The 15,041-nt window shown below is 66.9% G+C and carries 16 protein-coding genes; 9 read left to right on the top strand and 7 right to left on the bottom strand.

What is annotated here, in order from left to right:
• The first annotated feature begins 56 nt into the window (after positions 1 to 56).
• Positions 57 to 1,025 carry an SMP-30/gluconolactonase/LRE family protein gene (locus AC4GY7_RS08125; protein WP_491112914.1) on the top strand — a complete coding sequence of 323 codons (969 nt, stop codon included), beginning with the start codon at positions 57 to 59 and terminating at the stop codon, positions 1,023 to 1,025.
• On the opposite strand, the gene AC4GY7_RS08130 is transcribed toward AC4GY7_RS08125, so the two are convergent.
• From AC4GY7_RS08130 to AC4GY7_RS08150, 5 genes are all read right to left on the bottom strand, one after another.
• Positions 1,015 to 1,815, bottom strand: a complete 801-nt coding sequence (locus AC4GY7_RS08130) for a VOC family protein (RefSeq protein WP_491112915.1) — start codon at positions 1,813 to 1,815, stop codon at positions 1,015 to 1,017. The genes AC4GY7_RS08125 and AC4GY7_RS08130 overlap by 11 nt on opposite strands.
• On the bottom strand, positions 1,812 to 2,255 hold the full coding sequence (locus tag AC4GY7_RS08135; RefSeq protein ID WP_491112916.1) for a cupin domain-containing protein: 444 nt from the start codon (positions 2,253 to 2,255) through the stop codon (positions 1,812 to 1,814). Before AC4GY7_RS08135 ends, AC4GY7_RS08130 begins: the two co-directional genes overlap by 4 nt.
• The gene (locus tag AC4GY7_RS08140; RefSeq protein WP_491112917.1) at positions 2,252 to 2,713 is read right to left on the bottom strand and encodes a DoxX family protein; all 462 of its coding nucleotides are present in this window, start codon (positions 2,711 to 2,713) and stop codon (positions 2,252 to 2,254) included. The genes AC4GY7_RS08135 and AC4GY7_RS08140 overlap by 4 nt, the downstream gene beginning before the upstream one ends.
• Complete coding sequence (locus AC4GY7_RS08145) at positions 2,710 to 4,287, bottom strand: GMC oxidoreductase (RefSeq protein WP_491112918.1); 1,578 nt, start codon at positions 4,285 to 4,287, stop codon at positions 2,710 to 2,712. The genes AC4GY7_RS08140 and AC4GY7_RS08145 overlap by 4 nt, the downstream gene beginning before the upstream one ends.
• Before the next feature lie 69 nt (positions 4,288 to 4,356).
• Complete coding sequence (locus tag AC4GY7_RS08150; RefSeq protein WP_491112919.1) at positions 4,357 to 5,430, bottom strand: NAD-dependent epimerase/dehydratase family protein; 1,074 nt, start codon at positions 5,428 to 5,430, stop codon at positions 4,357 to 4,359.
• Positions 5,431 to 5,521: 91 nt separating this feature from the next.
• Between AC4GY7_RS08150 and AC4GY7_RS08155 the strand changes: the two genes are divergently transcribed.
• The 8 genes from AC4GY7_RS08155 to AC4GY7_RS08190 all read left to right on the top strand — a co-directional run bounded on the left by AC4GY7_RS08155 (position 5,522) and on the right by AC4GY7_RS08190 (position 12,512).
• Positions 5,522 to 6,304 carry an SDR family NAD(P)-dependent oxidoreductase gene (locus AC4GY7_RS08155; RefSeq protein WP_443583900.1) on the top strand — a complete coding sequence of 261 codons (783 nt, stop codon included), beginning with the start codon at positions 5,522 to 5,524 and terminating at the stop codon, positions 6,302 to 6,304.
• Positions 6,305 to 6,403: 99 nt separating this feature from the next.
• Complete coding sequence (locus tag AC4GY7_RS08160) at positions 6,404 to 7,255, top strand: sugar phosphate isomerase/epimerase family protein (RefSeq protein WP_491112920.1); 852 nt, start codon at positions 6,404 to 6,406, stop codon at positions 7,253 to 7,255.
• Positions 7,252 to 8,169 (top strand): glycoside hydrolase family 130 protein, encoded by a 918-nt coding sequence (locus tag AC4GY7_RS08165; RefSeq protein ID WP_491112921.1) that lies wholly within the window; start codon positions 7,252 to 7,254, stop codon positions 8,167 to 8,169. The genes AC4GY7_RS08160 and AC4GY7_RS08165 overlap by 4 nt, the downstream gene beginning before the upstream one ends.
• Positions 8,166 to 9,020, top strand: coding sequence for a ubiquinol oxidase subunit II (locus AC4GY7_RS08170; protein ID WP_491112922.1), 855 nt, complete (start codon positions 8,166 to 8,168; stop codon positions 9,018 to 9,020). Before AC4GY7_RS08165 ends, AC4GY7_RS08170 begins: the two co-directional genes overlap by 4 nt.
• On the top strand, positions 9,017 to 11,116 hold the full coding sequence (locus AC4GY7_RS08175) for a cbb3-type cytochrome c oxidase subunit I (protein WP_491112923.1): 2,100 nt from the start codon (positions 9,017 to 9,019) through the stop codon (positions 11,114 to 11,116). Before AC4GY7_RS08170 ends, AC4GY7_RS08175 begins: the two co-directional genes overlap by 4 nt.
• On the top strand, positions 11,113 to 11,739 hold the full coding sequence (locus tag AC4GY7_RS08180) for a cytochrome c oxidase subunit 3 (RefSeq protein WP_491112924.1): 627 nt from the start codon (positions 11,113 to 11,115) through the stop codon (positions 11,737 to 11,739). Before AC4GY7_RS08175 ends, AC4GY7_RS08180 begins: the two co-directional genes overlap by 4 nt.
• Positions 11,736 to 12,038, top strand: a complete 303-nt coding sequence (locus AC4GY7_RS08185) for a cytochrome o ubiquinol oxidase subunit IV (RefSeq protein WP_491112925.1) — start codon at positions 11,736 to 11,738, stop codon at positions 12,036 to 12,038. Before AC4GY7_RS08180 ends, AC4GY7_RS08185 begins: the two co-directional genes overlap by 4 nt.
• A 72-nt stretch (positions 12,039 to 12,110) precedes the next feature.
• Positions 12,111 to 12,512 carry a MarR family winged helix-turn-helix transcriptional regulator gene (locus tag AC4GY7_RS08190; protein ID WP_443583893.1) on the top strand — a complete coding sequence of 134 codons (402 nt, stop codon included), beginning with the start codon at positions 12,111 to 12,113 and terminating at the stop codon, positions 12,510 to 12,512.
• A gap of 167 nt (positions 12,513 to 12,679) precedes the next feature.
• On the opposite strand, the gene AC4GY7_RS08195 is transcribed toward AC4GY7_RS08190, so the two are convergent.
• Together AC4GY7_RS08195 and AC4GY7_RS08200 are read right to left on the bottom strand one after the other, a co-directional pair.
• Complete coding sequence (locus AC4GY7_RS08195) at positions 12,680 to 13,564, bottom strand: hypothetical protein (RefSeq protein ID WP_491112926.1); 885 nt, start codon at positions 13,562 to 13,564, stop codon at positions 12,680 to 12,682.
• 34 nt (positions 13,565 to 13,598) lie between these two features.
• Positions 13,599 to 14,735, bottom strand: a complete 1,137-nt coding sequence (locus tag AC4GY7_RS08200; protein ID WP_491112927.1) for a hypothetical protein — start codon at positions 14,733 to 14,735, stop codon at positions 13,599 to 13,601.
• Positions 14,736 to 15,041: the final 306 nt, after the last annotated feature.

Below are 15,041 nucleotides of genomic sequence, written 5' to 3' on the forward strand. Positions count from 1 at the left end.
CGCGTTCCAGGATGTGCCCGCATGACCCCGCGTGGCCGCATCGGAAAGGACCCTGGATGACGACCCTGCTGCCCGGCCGCCTGCTGCGCCGTCCCGGTCCGCCGCGCTGCCTCTCGACCGGGGCGGTGCGGATCGACGATGCGCGACTGGGGACGGTGCTGGCGGCCGATGCGCCATTGCTCGAACTGCACGCGGGCGGCATCCATATCGAAGGGCCGGCGTGGCAGGCGGCGGCGGGGCGGCTGCTGTTTTCCGATGTGCCGAACCGCCGGCTGTCGGCCTGGTATGCGGAAGACGGCCGGGTCGAGGTGGTGATCGATGCGACCTGGTTCATGAACGGCAATGCCGTCGCGGCCGATGGCAGCATCTGGCATTGCGAACACGGCCGCCGCTGTATCAGCCGCTCGGCGCCGGATTCGGCCGGACAGCCCGAACCGGTGGTGACGCATTACGAGGGGCAGCGGCTCAATTCACCCAATGACGTGACGATCGCGGCAGACGGGGCGGTGTGGTTCACCGATCCGAACTTCGGCATCGTCATGCCGAGCCAGGGCGCGCTTGCCGAACCGGAACTCGATCACCGCAGCGTCTACCGCTACGATCCGGCCGACGGCACGCTCGCGCGGATGGCCGATTTCGAACAGCCCAACGGGATCGCCTTCTCCCCGGACGGAGCGACGCTCTACGTCACCGACACGTCGGTGTCGCTCGCCGAGGTGCCCGGCTTCACCGCCGGGGACCGGCAGGACCTGTTCGCCTTCCACGTCGATGCGGACGGTGGCCTGTCGGACCGGCGGCGGCTTTACCGTGCCGATCGGGGCTATCCGGACGGACTGGCGGTCGATGATCGCGGCTGGCTGTGGGTCAGCGGCGCGAAAGGGGTGACGGTGCTCGACGCGGACGGCGGACGGCTCGGCTGCGTCGCGGTCGACGGCGTCGTTTCGAACCTGTGCTTCTCGCCCGATGGCCACCGGCTATTCATCGCCGCCAGCGAGCGCCTGCTGGCGCTGGACCTCAGCGCCTGACCGTCTCGTGCCAATGTCCGTCGGGGTCCTGCCATACCCCGTCCGCATCGGCGGCCCACAGGATGCGCGTCGCGGCGATGTCGCCGATCGCCGGCGTGGGGCCGCCGACCGGCGGGCGGCGGTAGCCGAGCAGCTCGAGGTGCGGACGTGCCACCGGCGGCTGCATCGGCACGACCTGCGCATCGGGATCGTCGAGCCCATCGAGCGCCCCTTGCGCCGGCCCGTGATTGTGGGTGGCGTGACCTTCCGACAGGCCATGCGCGCGATAGAAAGCGCGAGACCGCTCGGCGTCGGCGACGGCGATCGCGCTATGATCGATGCCGATCACGCCGCGGCCCGGCCAGCCCGCGGCGGCCATGTCCGGGAATTGCAGGAACTCCAGCGGGTGGCCCTCGGGATCGCGGAACTTGATCGCGGTGACGCCACCAGAGCTCGCCGGCAGCGCGACCGGCCCATCGCGAGAGATCGCCACCGCCCCCGCCGCCTGCGCACGCGCCCATGCAGCGGCGGCGTCGTCGGTGACGAGCGCGAGATGCTGGAAACAGGCCGATGCCGCATCGGCGTCGGCGGGATAGGGGCGGCCCGGCCGATCGAAACAATCGAGCGTCACCGGCATGTCGCCGAGCCGCAGGCTTGTCCGCATGCCACCCGCCACCCCGATCCGCGCCGCCTCCTCAGCCGCGATCGGCTCGGTCTTGCCGACCGTGAAGCCGAGCGCGGCGTAGAAGCGCGACAGCCGGTCCGGGTCGGCGGTGACCAGCCGAAAACCGCGGATCGCGTGCAGCGTCATACCGAACAGGGTTCGCGGCGGGGGTCGCGATGCAATTGCACGGTCATCAGGCGGCAGGGCTCGTCGCCGATCGTGCCCGACCGATGGCCCTTGCGCCCGTCGCGTTCGGTGCAGCCCTGATCCTCGCCGAACGAGAATTCGCCGGGACCCTGTTCGATGCGGGTGCCGTCCATCGCCTCCACCCACCAGCGGCCGGACAGCACGACGATCCATTGCGGTGCCGGGTTCTCGTGCCAGTCGCCGACCCAGCCGACCGGTTGCACGGTGAACACCACCGTCGCCTCGCCACGCTCCAGCGCCTTGTTCCACTGCGGGTCGGCAGGGCCGACGCTTTTCTGTTGATAGCCGTCGAGCGCGCAATCGGCGAAGCGGCTGACCCCGTCGGCATCGACGTAGAGGTGCTGGAAGGGGGTGGTCGGCGGCGGACCGGCATCGCTCATGGCTGGCTCCTGTAGGGATGGGTGGATGCGAAGGGGGCGTCGACGAAGGGCGCGAGGCCGCGGCCGTCGCTGCCGACGACGATCAGCAGGAAGCCCGCGCCGAGCGATAGGTTCTTGAGAAAATCCCAGAACAGCGTGCGGCCCTTGCCGTCCGCGTCCGCCCAGAAATCGCCCTGCGCCCAGAAGCGTTTGAAGAGCACTGCCGTGCCCGCGCAATAGCCGGCGATCACCAGCGCGGCGGCGCGATCGGCGATGCCGGTGACGACGCCCAGCGAGCAGACGATCTCGATGGCGAGGCCGATCAGGATCGCGATCACCGCCAGCGGCTTCGGAAACACCCCCTCCGCCTGCCCGACCGCGTGGCGAAAGCCGAGCAACTTGTCGGCCGCGCTGAACGGCAGGAACAGCAGCACCAGCCCGCACCGCACCACCAGCGCCGCGATGGCGGCGGCGGTCACAGCCGCGCCTTCAGCACGTCGGCGACGCGCAGCGCGTTGGCGATGATGGTCAGCGTCGGATTGACCGCGCCGATCGAGGGGAAGAAGCTGGCGTCGGTAACGTAGAGGTTGTCGACCTCATGCGCGCGGCAATCGAGATCGAGGACGGACTGGGCGGGGTCGGTGCCGAAGCGGCAGGTGCCCGCCTGGTGCGCGGTGCCGGCGAGCGGAATGTCCTTGCCGAGGTACAGCGACCGGTCGACCAGCATCGCCGGCCAGCCGATTGCCGACAGGATGTGCTTCAGCTTCGCCTTAAGCCGGTCCAGCGCTTCCGGGCTGGTCGGGGTGAGATCGAGGTGCACCTGATCCCCCTGGTAATAGACACGGTTGTCCGGACGAGGCAGGTCCTCGGCCTGCAACCAGAAGTCCATCGAATGGCGCGCCAGTTCCTCGAACGGCATGTCGGGCAGGTGCTGCATCAGCGCACCGAGCGGCGCCTCGCCCTTGATCTGTTCGGCGTGGCTGGTGGCGCACATCTGGATGAGGCCGAGCGGCCACGGCCCGTCGGCGTCACCCCATTCGTCGGTGCCGAAGTAATAATCGCTCAGAGCCAGCGTCTTCTGGAAGACGGTGTCGTTCGCCTCCTTCATCACCGCCATCACGATGCTCATCTCGTGGCGCATATAGTTGCGGCCGACGAGGCCGGAGCCGTTGGCGAGCCCGTTGGGATGTGCATCGTTCGCCGATCGCAGCAGCAGCAGTGCGGACGACAGTGCGCCGCACGCGACCACCACCGTGCCGGCGGTGTAATGTTCCTGGCGCCCGTCGCGCGTCACCTGCACGCCGGTGATGCGGCGACCGCTGTCGTCCGTGTCCAGCCGCTCGGCATAGGCGCCGGTCAGCAGCGTGACGTTGTCGTGCGCCGCCAGCATCGGGTCGACGCACATCACCTGCGCATCCGCCTTGCCGTTGAGCAGGCAGGGAAAGCCGTCGAAGAACGAACAGCGCATGCAGGTGCTGGTCGGCGTCGCGAACCCGTCCTCCTTCTGGTCGAGCCGGATACCGAGCGGCAGGTGAAAGGGGTGGAGGCCGATGCCGCTCAGGCGGTCGGACAGTTCCTGCACCTTGGGCTCGTGGCGGACGGGGATGAAGGGGTAGGGGGTGGCGCCGGGATCGAGCGGGTCCTCGCCGCGGCGGCCATGGACATGGAACAGCGCTTCGGCCGCGTCATACCAGGGCGCGAAGTCGGCATATGATAGAGGCCAGGCGGGGGAGACGCCGTCCTTGTGCCGCACCGCCTCGAAGTCACGCTCGCGCAGCCGGAACAGCGCGGCGCCGTAGACCTTCGAATTGCCGCCGACGTAATAATGCAGCTGCGGATGGAATGCGCGGCCGTCGCGGGCGATCCAGGTTTCGTCCGCCTGGTAGCGGCCGTCGACGAACACCGCCTTGGCGCTCCAGTTCGCCTCCTCGCGCGGCAGGTAGCCGCCGCGTTCGAGGATCAGGATACGCTTGCCGGTCGGCGCCAGCGCCTGCGCCAGCGACGCGCCGCCCGGGCCGCTGCCGATCACGATCAGGTCGTAGTGCGTATCCATAGGCTGCCCCTTTGCTCGTGCCCGCCCAACGCCGCCGCGCGGCGAAATATCCTCCTGCGACATAAACGATCACGGATTGCGGTGGATGCCGTTGCGCGCGTACCAGCCCTCGGGGTCGTCCTTCAGGCCGGCGATGATCGCGGGCAGCACGCCGAGCAGGCGATGCCGCGGTTCCCAGCCGAGCAGGGTGCGGGCGCGATCGATGTCGAGCGCATAGGTGTCGCCCGCCGCCGCCATCATGAACGGGCGCAGGAACGGATCGTCCGTTCCGCCCAGCCGCTCGGGCAGGTGCTTCAGCACCGTGTCCTGTACCCAGGCGCCCGCCGCCGCCACCGCGGCGGGCACGCGCAGCGTCGTCCACGCCTCGCCGTGCAGCGCTTCGCCGATCGCGTCCTGCAACCGGCGATAGCCCGGCGGGTCGGGTTCGCCGAGCAGCATCACCGTGTTCGCCGGCAACGCCGCGCGCCGGTCCACCACCGCGCGCATCGCGCTGGCGACATCGGCATGATGGATCATCGACTGCGCGGTATCGAGGTCGCCGGCGTAGACATGGCTCTCCAGCGCGCGCTCGCGGATGCGGGCGATCTGGTGCGCGAGCGTCGGCACCACCGTGCGCTCGTCATACAGGCCGGCGAGCCGCAGGATCACCCCGGGGATGGCGCCGTGGCGTTCGCGCACCACCGCCTCCGCCTCCGCTTTGGACTGCGGATAGGCCCAGCGCGGCTGGAGCGGGCGATCCTCGTCCACCGTGCCGTCGGGGCCGGTCGCCTGTTCGACCAGCATCGTGCTCATGAACACGAACTGTTCGACGCGAAAGCGTTGCAGCCCGTCCAGCAGCCGCCGCGTGCCGTCGACGGTGAGTTCCTGGTACAGCGGATTGGGCTCGCCCGAGAAATCGTCGTAGCCGGCCAGGTGGATGACGCTCGCGATCCGCGCGCCATGTTCGTCGCGCAGCCGCTCCAGCGCGTGATCGACCGAGGCATCGGCGGTGAGATCGACCGGGATCAGCGGCATGTCGGCCGTCTTGCCCGGCTCGTCCAGACCGACGACGGTATAGCCGCCCGCCAGCGCATGGCCGAGGACGGTGCCGATCGTTCCCGCCGCCCCGGTCACCACCACCAGGGGTGCACGCTCCTCCGCCATCCGCCGTCCTTTGCAAATCGTGTTGGCGGTGGAGCGTTCCAGCGGCTCGACGGTTCCGGCTTTATCTCGTCATGCGAAGGAAGCCCGTTTTATGTCGTCGTCCACGCTCCAGCATCGTATCGCCATCGTCACCGGGGGTGAATCCGGGATCGGGGCTGCCTGCGTCGCGGCGCTTGCGGCGGCGGGCGCGGACGTCGGCATCTTCTATTTCAAGGACAAGGATGCCGCCGACAGCGGCGTGCGCGCGGTCCAGGCGCTGGGTGGACGCGGCTTCGCGGTGCAGGTCGATGTCGCCGACGAAGCCTCGGTCGAACAGGGCTATGACGCGGTCGCCGATGCGCTCGGCGTGCCGGACATCCTGGTCAATTCGGCCGGCCTCAACATGAGCGGCGTGAAGGTCGCCGACATGCAGCTGGAGCAATGGAACCGGCTGCTCGCCACCGACCTGACCGGCAGTTTCCTCACCTGCCGCCGCTTCGTGCGCGATCTGCAGCCGACCGGACGGCCGGGGGCGATCGTCAACATCACCTCGATCCACGCCTTCGCGATGCGGACCGGCGGCGCCGATTACGACGCGGCGAAGGGCGGGCAGGCGAACCTGACCCGGACGCTGGCGATCGAGGTCGCCAAGCGCGGCATCACGGTCAATGCGATCGCACCGGGGATGATCCTGACGCCGATGAACGACAAGGCGCTGCACGATGCCGACTATCGCGAATCCTTGGAGCGCAACATCCCCGCCGGCCGTGCCGGGCGCCCGGACGAAGTGGCGGGGCTGGCGGTGTTCCTCGCCTCTCCGGCGGGCGCGTACATCACCGGTGCGCAGATCGTGATGGATGGGGGCCTGTCGCTGTTGCAGGGCACGGGCGCCTAGGCGCGGGCGATGGTTCGACCGGTGCTCATCGGGATCAGTAATCCTGCTTAATGGATATTTCGTGCAGCGAAATGGTTCAGTGCCGCTAGGGAGGCGCGCATGGCAGACGGGGCATTCGTTTTCGGGATCAGTGAATTCACTACGCAACCTTGGTCGTTCGACGAGGATGTCGCGCATTATGCGGCAGGCGGCGTCGACGCGATCGAGGTGGTGGAGGCCAAGCTGGACGATGCCCGCCTGGCCGATCAGATGGCGTCCATCGCCGCTGCCGGCCTGACGATCAGCGGCGTCCAGCCGCGCGTGCGTACCTTCTTCTCCAGCCGGATGATGCCCGACCCGCCGGCATTGCAGGACCGCGTCGCCGCCCTGCGCGGCACGATCGAGCGGCTCGCGAAATACGCGCCGGGCGTGCCCTTCATCACCAACACCGGCGCCCATCCCGAGGGCGACATGGCAGACGCAATGCGCGTCGTGGCGCGGGAACTGGGCGAACTGGGGCGGGTCGCCGCCGATCATGGCGTGCTGTTGGCGCTGGAGCCGCTCAACCCCACTTCGGTCAACGTCGAAAGCGCCATCTGGACGATCGACCAAGCGCTCGACGTGATCGCCGACAGCGGCAGCGACGCGGTCGGCCTGTGCCTCGACTATTGGAACATCTGGCAGAACGACGATGTCGAGGGCGCGATCGCCCGGGCGGGTGATCGCATCTTCACGGTGCAGGCGAGCGACTGGCGGCGCCCGCGCTCGTTCGCCGATCGCATCGTGCCGGGCGACGGCAGCATTCCACTCGCCGCGTTACTCGCGGCGACGCGCCGCACCGGATACGACCGCCCCTATGTGATCGAGATCTTCTCGATCGACGTCGAAGATTCCCTCTACGCGACGGATCTCGACGCGGTGATCGCGCGCAGCCGTGCCGGACTGGCACAGGCGTGGGCGGCGGCGGCATGAGCGGGAAGGGGGGCGCAGCCCGACCCGACATCGGCTTCGCGGTCGAGCGGATCGACGACATCGCGATCTTCGGCCCGGACGTGCTGCTCAAGCGCGACCTGATGAGCCCGTACGTCTGGCAGGAACCGGGCGATTCCGGTTTCCACATGCTGCTGCGCGCCGTGCCCGCCGAAGGCGCGGCGGACGCGGATTCGGGCCGCATCTGGTATGGCCGCAGCGGCAGCGACGGCGCGCTGTTCCGCATGGCCGATGAGCCGGCGATCATCGGCGGCACCGGTGACGATGCCGCCGGCTGCGAAGACCCGACGGTGGTGCGCACCGACGACGGCTATACCGTGCTCTACACCGGCGTCGACGATGGCGGCACCGGCCACATGCTGTACGCCACCGGACCGGATATGGCGTCGCTGACCAAGCGCGGCGTCGCGCTGCGCAACAGCAAGAGCGAACGCAACAGCAAGGAAGCGGCGGTGATGCGCGATGGCGATCGCTGGCGGCTGCTCTACGAATATGCGCATGACGGCCATTCGCTGATCGGCCTCGCCGATGGCACCGGGCCGGACGCGGACTGGCATCACCGCGGCGATCCCTTCACGGTCCGCCCGTCGATGTGGGACGATTACCACCTGTCGACCGGGCCGCTGCTGACCGGCGATCCCGACTGCCCTATCATGTTCTACAACGGTGCCGACGCGCAGGCGAACTGGGGCATCGGCTGGGTCGCCTTCACCCCGGACCTCGCTCGCATCGTCGCGCGTGGCGAAGCGCCGCTGATTGCGCCGCCCGACGACGTCGACGGGCCGCGCGACATCGCCTTCGCCGCCTCCGCTGTCGTGCGGGAGGGGCGGATCTGGCTCTATTACTCGCGCAACGACCGCGAATTGCGCCGCGCCACGATCCGGCGGCTGCCTTGAGGCGCGCGTTCGGCGCGAGCGTGGCGCTGCTGGTGCTGCCGCTCGCCCTCGGCGGCTGCGCGGCCCTGTCGCATGGCTTCCTCGCCGCCGCCGGTCCGGTGGCGGACGACCAGCGCCATCTGTTCGCGGTGGTCGCCATCGTGCTCGCCTTCGTCGCGGCGCCGGTGCTGCTGCTGGTGCCGCTCGTCGCCTGGCATTACCGGCGGGCGAACCGGCATCATGCCTATCGCCCCAAATGGGCGTTCTCCTGGGGGCTGGAGGGGTTTATCTGGTTCCCGCCGGTGGCGATCGTCGTGCTGCTGTCGGTGCTGCTGTGGCACGCGACGCATCGCGACGATCCCTATCGCCCGCTGCCCGCCGCATCGGGGGAGGCGGCGGCGCCACTGGTGGTGCAGGCGGTGGCGCTCGATTGGAAATGGCTGTTCGTCTATCCGGACGCGCGCGTCGCCGCGGTGGACCAGCTGGCGATCCCCGTGGGGCGCCCGGTGCGGCTCGATCTCACCAGCGCCACCGTGATGCAATCGATGATGATTCCGCGATTGGGCGGGCAGATCTACGCGATGCCGGCGATGCGGACGCAGTTGAACCTGCGCGCCGATCGGCCCGGACTCTATCGGGGGGCGAACGTGCAATATAATGGAAACGGCTTTCCGAAGCAGACATTCACCGTCCTGGCGCTGCCGCCGCGAGACTATGCCGCGTGGCTGGCGCGGGTTCGCGCCGGTGCCCGACCGCTCGACGCGGCGGCCTGGTCGCAGCTGTCGCGCCGGGCGGTCGCGCCGCAGCCGTCGTTCTACGCCAGCGTCCCGCCCGGCCTGTTCCATCACGTGATGAGGGAAACCGCGCGATGAGCGCCACACCCGTCCTGCCGGCGCTGCTCGGCCGCTTCGCGTGGACAGACCTGCCGATCGTGCGCGCCTGGCAGCACCCCAGCCTCTCCGAGGGCATCGCCGCTGGTGCCGCCATTCTGGTGATCGTCGCCGCCGCCGCGCTGGTGCTGCTGCTGACCCGCTACCGTCTATGGGGCACGCTGTGGCGCGACTGGCTGACCAGTCTCGATCACAAGAAGATCGGCATCATGTATATCGTCGTCGCGTTCGTGATGATGGCGCGCGCGATCATCGAGGCGGTGCTGATGCGCGTGCAGCAGGCAACCGCGATCGAGCATGCGGGCGTGCTGTCCTCCGACCATTTCGCGCAGCTGTTTTCCACCCACGGTTCGATCATGATCTTCTTCATGGCGATGCCGTTCATCACCGGCCTCATCAACTATATCATGCCGCTGCAGATCGGCGCGCGGGATATGGCGTTTCCCTGGGCCAATTCGGTCGCGCTGTGGCTGACCGGCGCCGGCGCGGTGCTGATGATGGTGTCGCTGGTGGTCGGCCGGTTCTCGACCGGCGGCTGGACGGGCTATCCCCCATATACCGGCCTCGCCTTCAGCCCGGATGTCGGGCCGGATTACTGGATCTGGGCGGTGACGCTGGGATCGATCGGCTCGACGCTGGGCGGGATCAACATCGCCTGCACCATACACAAGCTGCGCTGCCCGGGCATGACGCTGATGCGGATGCAGCTGTTCTGCTGGACGTCGCTGTGCACCGCGATCCTGATGATCTTCGCCATGCCGCCGCTGACCGTCGCCACCGCGCTGCTCGCACTCGACCGCTATCTCGGCTTCCACATGTTCACCAACGCGCTTGGTGGCAACATGATGAACTATGCCAATTTGTTCTGGCTGTTCGGCCATCCGGAGGTCTACATCCTCATCCTCCCCGCCTTCGGCATCTATTCCGAAGTCGTCTCGACGTTTTCCGGCAAGCGCCTGTACGGCTATACCTCGCTCGTCATCGCGACGATGACGATCGCGGTGCTCAGCTTCACGGTGTGGGTCCACCATTTCTTCACGATGGGGCAGTCGGCGAACCTCAATGCCGTGTTCGGCATCGCGACGATGACGATCGGCATCCCGACCGGCGTCAAGATCTATGACTGGATCTGGACGATGTTCCGCGGGCGGGTGCGCTTCACCGTGCCGATGCTGTACGCGCTCGCCTTCATGGTGACGTTTACGCTGGGCGGCCTCAGCGGCATCGTGCTGGCGATCCCGCCGCTCGATTACGTGTTCCACAACACCCTGTTCCTGGTCGCGCATTTCCACAACATGCTGATCCCGGGCCTGCTCTACGGCCTGCTCGCCGGCTATCATTACTGGTTCCCCAAGGCGTTCGGCTTCCGCCTCGACGAACGCTGGGGCCGGATCGCGTTCGGCTGCTGGGTGATCGGCTTCTATCTCGCCTTCATGCCGCTGTACGTGCTGGGGGCGAGCGGCATGGCGCGGCGCACCGCCGAGATCCTGGAGCCCGATTTCCGCCCCTGGCTGTACGTCGCGCTGGCAGGGGCCTTCGTCGTGCTTGCGGCGCTTGCGTCGCTGATGGTGCAATTGTGGGTCAGCATCCGCAATCGCCACGCGACCGAGGTGTGGGCGGGCGATCCGTGGGACGGCCGCGGCCTGGAATGGGCGACCTCCTCGCCGCCGCCCGAGTATAATTTCGCGGTGTCGCCGCAGGTCGACGGACCCTATCCCTTCTACGACGGCAAGCATGACGGCCCCGCCATCGCGCCGCCCGACCGTTACCATCCCATCACCACGCCGCGGCCGAGTGCGCTGGGGCCGGTGATCGGCATCGCCGCCCTCCTCACGGCACTGGGTCTGGTATGGCACGCCTGGTGGCTGGCGATCGTCGGCATGGTCGCGGTCGTCGCGACTGTCATCGTCCGCAGCGCCGTGCGCAACGTCGACCGGACAATCCCGGCCGCTGAGGTCGAGGCGACCGACCGCCACTGGCGCGATACCGTGAAGCGGACGCCGGCGATCACCCGCGCGCTCGAGATCAGCACCGCCAATCGCGGCGTCGCCGACCCCGCGGCAGAGGCAGCGGCATGACCGCCGCCCGCGCGCCCCATCCCGGCCCGGTGCTGGACGATCACGCCGACGTGCCAGATCGCGAGGCCGAACAGGGCCTGTTCGGCTTCTGGCTGTTCCTGATGAGCGATGCGATCATCTTCGCGCTGCTCTTCGCCACCTATGGCGTGATGCTGGCGGGAACGGCCGGCGGCCCGACGCCGCAGGACGTGTTCGAACTGCGCCCGGCCTTCATCGAAACCTGCCTGTTGCTCGCCAGCAGCGTGACCTGGGGCATGGCGTCGCTGTCGCTGAAATACCGGGATTCGCGGGTGCGGCTGCTGGGCTGGATGGCGATCACGCTGCTGCTCGGCATCGGCTTTCTCGTCATGGAGTTGCGTGATTTCGCGACGATGTTCGCGCACCACGCCTGGCCGCAGCGCAGCGGCTTCCTGTCGGGGTTCTTCGCGCTGGTGCCGCTGCACGGGCTGCACGTCGCGACAGGATGCCTGTGGATCATCGTCATGGCGGTACAGGTGGTGACGATCGGTCTCGACGAGCGGGTGAAGATCAACCTGCTGTGGCTGGGGCTGTTCTGGCATTTCCTCGATATCGTCTGGATCGCGATCTTCTCGGTCGTCTATCTGCAGGGGCTGGCGGCATGAGCGAACGCGCACGCGAGACGCGATCCTACGTCGTCGGCCTGGTGCTGGCGCTGCTCCTGACCGGGGCCGCCTTCGCCGGCGTCGATTGGCACTTCGCCGATCGGGGCACGACGCTCGCCGTGGTCTTCGTCTTGGCGCTGGTGCAGGCCGTCGTCCACTTCCGCTGTTTTCTCCATATCGGCCTCGGCCGCTCGTCCCGGCACGATCTCATGCTCCTGCTCTTCTCCAGTCTGATCGTGGTGTTGATGGTCGCAGGAACCCTGGTGGTGCTCGGCAATCTGGCGACCCGGATGCACTGACCGCCCCAGCCGCTAACCGATGTTTCGTATTACGAGGTGGAACCCAGGCCAAGGTCGTGTAATTAAAATGACATGGGTAGAGCGATCACCGAAGAGGAATATCGTGCACTGGCCGGTTTCCGCCGGGAGCTGCGCGAATTCCTGTCCTTCAGCGAGACGGCGGCGCAGGGTGCCGGCCTGACTCCGCAGCAGCATCAGGCGATGCTCGCCATCCGTGCGGCGCCCGATGCGGCGATGCTGATCGGCGAGCTCGCCCAGCAATTGGCGCTGCGGCCGAACAGCGTAACCGGCCTCATCGACCGGCTGGCGAAACAGGAACTGGTCGAACGGCGCGAGACGGACGGCGACCGGCGCCGCGTGCCCGTGTCGCTCACCGAAAAGGGCGAGGAACTGATCGAACACCTCGCCGAGGCGCACCGCGGCGAACTGCGCCGGATCCGCCCCCTGCTCGCCAACATCCTGCTGCGGATCTGAGGCCACTCGCTGCCGGCACTGACGTACACGGTACGTTGGCGCGCCCGAGGTGAAAGCGATGGGCACTCAGATCATTGGGAGATTTCCGTCCTGAGGGCTGGTTGACCGCGAATTTTGCAACCGTTCCCGTCGTCCCCGTCGGGATAAGTATCTCACTCGCAAGCCATTCACTGCATCTTTTGCACGATCGGAATAGGTGCGAGAAGAGACGCCCGACTGGCAGATGGTAGCCCATCCATCAGCTGCGGCCTGTCATCAGCGGTGAAGGCGCCAACTGCGCGATTGCTGTCCCACCCGATCTGAACCTTCTGCCGCACGCCGCCAACGCTTCGCGCAAACTCATCTTCAATAATCTTACCCACACCTTCCTCAACGAACCGGGATGCGTGCACGGCCAGCACGGCTTTGGCGAATTCATTGCTCTCCGTCCGCGTCTCGCCGCGCCGCAACGCAAGCCGGCGTCCTACCTTCCGAAATAGGCGCGCCGCGACGGTGATCTGAGTTGATCTGCCCTCGTCGCCGATAGTCACGACCAAGGACGAGGCAGGGTCGTACAGCTTGCTCGAGATTATTCGATCCCGTCGGCTCCAGACCAGTTTCCCGACCCATGGCAGGTTTGGGCCGTCCCAGCCGAACAGCAGCAACTCCAACCCCCGCTTCGTTCCGAAGCGATGGTCGCGAAGGTAGCGCTCGGCGATCACTTTGGCGAGGTTGACCAGCCCCTCGGCCGTAGGCAGTGGCTCCCCGCCGCCGACGCTACTCAGCGCACCCATTGCCCGTTGGATATGGGCGATGACGGTGAGGGCCTCGAAGCAGTGTCCGGCGAACCCGATCCCGATGGTGGTTTCGTGGTAGGGATCGACATGCACGCCCAAGCCGGGCGAGAGGGAATCGACGTGAAAGCAGCGAACTTCAATGGCAAAGAGCTTGATCGTGCTGTCGGAGTGCGTGTGCCATGTGCCGCTCGTCTTCTCCGACGCCCGAGCGTCGGCCAACGCGGCGACTGACCTGACGCCGAACGCCTCATCCAGCCAGCATGCGACGACCGTCATTGGCGCGATCCCTGCCGAAACGCCTGCGCCGCCATCACCGCCAACTATCGCCTAGAGCTTGCCCCATAGCCAGCTTCATCATTTCGAACTCTATCGCAGTCCACATTTCGTTGTCGCTGATGTTCCCAGCAAACATCGCAGTGTGCGACGCGAATGGTTGGAACGGATCTTTCCACGTGGTGACAATGGTCCCGTTAGGTCCGAGATCCTCTTCGGCCCCCGCGCCCAGCCACTCCGGTGGCAGCGGAAGGAGCGCGTTGGGATTGTGGATCAGTACTGAGCCGTCGCGCCATGGCTCCAGCGGAACGTCCGGATCGCCGACCTCGAACGCGAACGGTTGCGGGCGGGTCGCGTTGGGATCCAGGTCTAGGCAGTTGCCGTAGCGCACCATCCGGACCGCGTCTGATCGATATGCACCCTGGTGGCCAATGCGCGCGAATTTTGGAATTGTGCCGGCGTTGCAGAACAGCACTGCGGAGATGTGCTCCGCCTCTGGCTGCGCAAAGAAGTTCGACGGTATCGTTTTCGAGCCGACGTGTTCGGCTATCGCGTCTGCCTCTACCACCAAATTTCCGACTTTATCAAAGCGGAACCGGTGATCCACTCCCAGAAGGTACTGCGATAGCGCAATCGACGAAAGCGTCAGCGATCCATCCCCGTGAAAGGTTTCGATTGCCAGCACCAGCGGGAGTCCGGCGACGTGAGGGAGTTCCCAATACCGTTTTTGGAGCTTGGAATAGAGCGGGCTGCCGAGCTTGATCGCGACCTCGTGTTTGAGGTATCGCATGGCTTCCTCACGACCCTTCGGCGGCTTCCGCTGCACCGGGACGTACGGCTGATAATTCTTCGCTGGGGGCGGGTTAGCCGTCACGGCCTCAACCGCCGCGGTCACCCCGTCGCGGGAGATAAGGAAGTCCGGCCGGTCGTGGGTGCGGTCGATTGAGTGCCCGCCTTCGGTGAAGAGAGCCTGCAGGTATATCTCGAAGGTGCGCGCGTCGAAGCCGTGGGTCTGAAATTGCTCGGCGAAATTGCCGTCCGGGTCCGTCATGGTTGCCGCAATCTCGCGCAGGACTGCGCGCGCTGGAGCAAATTTCGGATCGTCGCGCGTTTTCAGATACTGCGGATGCAGTTCGTTGTCAGGCTTGAAGGCTCCGAAAAGATCAATGCTCATACTAGTGATCTACTCGGATCTGCGTAGATATCTACCCCGCCTCAACGTCTTGCTATCGGGCGGAGGGTCAGCCTCCATACCATTTTGCAGTTAGCGGTGCTCAGGGCTATCCGGCCGGGTTGATTTTGGCGCGCCCGGGATGAAAGCGATTGACACTCAGATTGCTGGGAAATCTGATCTTGAGGGCGGTCCGACGGCAGCGATGCGCCCAGCTACGGCCATTTAAGCTGATTCGCCGCAAGCCCGAAACCTGCCGATTATTCATCTTGTCCTCTGCACCTCAACAAGCTGACCAAGGGAGCGCAC

The organism is Sphingomonas sp. SP5 (assembly GCF_058313455.1).

Coding starts and splice junctions, on each gene's coding strand:
- AC4GY7_RS08180 (WP_491112924.1), top strand. CDS start 11,113: ATGACCGCCGCCCGCGCGCCCCATCCCGGCCCGGTGCTGGACGATCAC.
- AC4GY7_RS08155 (WP_443583900.1), top strand. CDS start 5,522: ATGTCGTCGTCCACGCTCCAGCATCGTATCGCCATCGTCACCGGGGGT.
- AC4GY7_RS08175 (WP_491112923.1), top strand. CDS start 9,017: ATGAGCGCCACACCCGTCCTGCCGGCGCTGCTCGGCCGCTTCGCGTGG.
- AC4GY7_RS08165 (WP_491112921.1), top strand. CDS start 7,252: ATGAGCGGGAAGGGGGGCGCAGCCCGACCCGACATCGGCTTCGCGGTC.
- AC4GY7_RS08130 (WP_491112915.1), bottom strand. CDS start 1,815: ATGACGCTGCACGCGATCCGCGGTTTTCGGCTGGTCACCGCCGACCCG.
- AC4GY7_RS08190 (WP_443583893.1), top strand. CDS start 12,111: ATGGGTAGAGCGATCACCGAAGAGGAATATCGTGCACTGGCCGGTTTC.
- AC4GY7_RS08135 (WP_491112916.1), bottom strand. CDS start 2,255: ATGAGCGATGCCGGTCCGCCGCCGACCACCCCCTTCCAGCACCTCTAC.
- AC4GY7_RS08145 (WP_491112918.1), bottom strand. CDS start 4,287: ATGGATACGCACTACGACCTGATCGTGATCGGCAGCGGCCCGGGCGGC.
- AC4GY7_RS08160 (WP_491112920.1), top strand. CDS start 6,404: ATGGCAGACGGGGCATTCGTTTTCGGGATCAGTGAATTCACTACGCAA.
- AC4GY7_RS08185 (WP_491112925.1), top strand. CDS start 11,736: ATGAGCGAACGCGCACGCGAGACGCGATCCTACGTCGTCGGCCTGGTG.
- AC4GY7_RS08125 (WP_491112914.1), top strand. CDS start 57: ATGACGACCCTGCTGCCCGGCCGCCTGCTGCGCCGTCCCGGTCCGCCG.
- AC4GY7_RS08150 (WP_491112919.1), bottom strand. CDS start 5,430: ATGGCGGAGGAGCGTGCACCCCTGGTGGTGGTGACCGGGGCGGCGGGA.
- AC4GY7_RS08200 (WP_491112927.1), bottom strand. CDS start 14,735: ATGAGCATTGATCTTTTCGGAGCCTTCAAGCCTGACAACGAACTGCAT.
- AC4GY7_RS08195 (WP_491112926.1), bottom strand. CDS start 13,564: ATGACGGTCGTCGCATGCTGGCTGGATGAGGCGTTCGGCGTCAGGTCA.